The following is a 232-nucleotide window of genomic DNA, read 5'->3' as shown; positions in this document are numbered from 1 at the left end:
CGAGCGTGCAGAGGCCGACGCCATCGCACTCCTGGACGCGGCCGACATCGACGTGGTCCACATCTGCACCCCGAACGCGACGCACGCCGAGCTGGCCCTGCGCGCTCTGCAGGCAGGCAAGCACGTGGTCTGCGAGAAGCCCCTCGCGACGACCGCGCACGACGCGAGGACGCTCGCAGACGCCGCGGAGGCCTCCGGGCGCGTGGCCGCCGTGCCCTTCATCTACCGATAC

1 protein-coding gene is annotated in these 232 nt (G+C 72.0%); it reads left to right on the top strand.

Features of this window, described 5'->3' with window-relative positions:
* Nucleotides 1-232, top strand: a 232-nt coding sequence (locus SB658_RS27905; protein ID WP_410603841.1) for a Gfo/Idh/MocA family protein, incomplete at both ends; no start/stop codon positions are given.

Source organism: Bacillus sp. SIMBA_008 (genome assembly GCF_046535495.1).
Taxonomy (GTDB): Bacteria; Bacillota; Bacilli; order Bacillales; family Bacillaceae; genus Bacillus; species Bacillus subtilis.
This window is presented reverse-complemented; position numbering and strand designations above follow the sequence as displayed.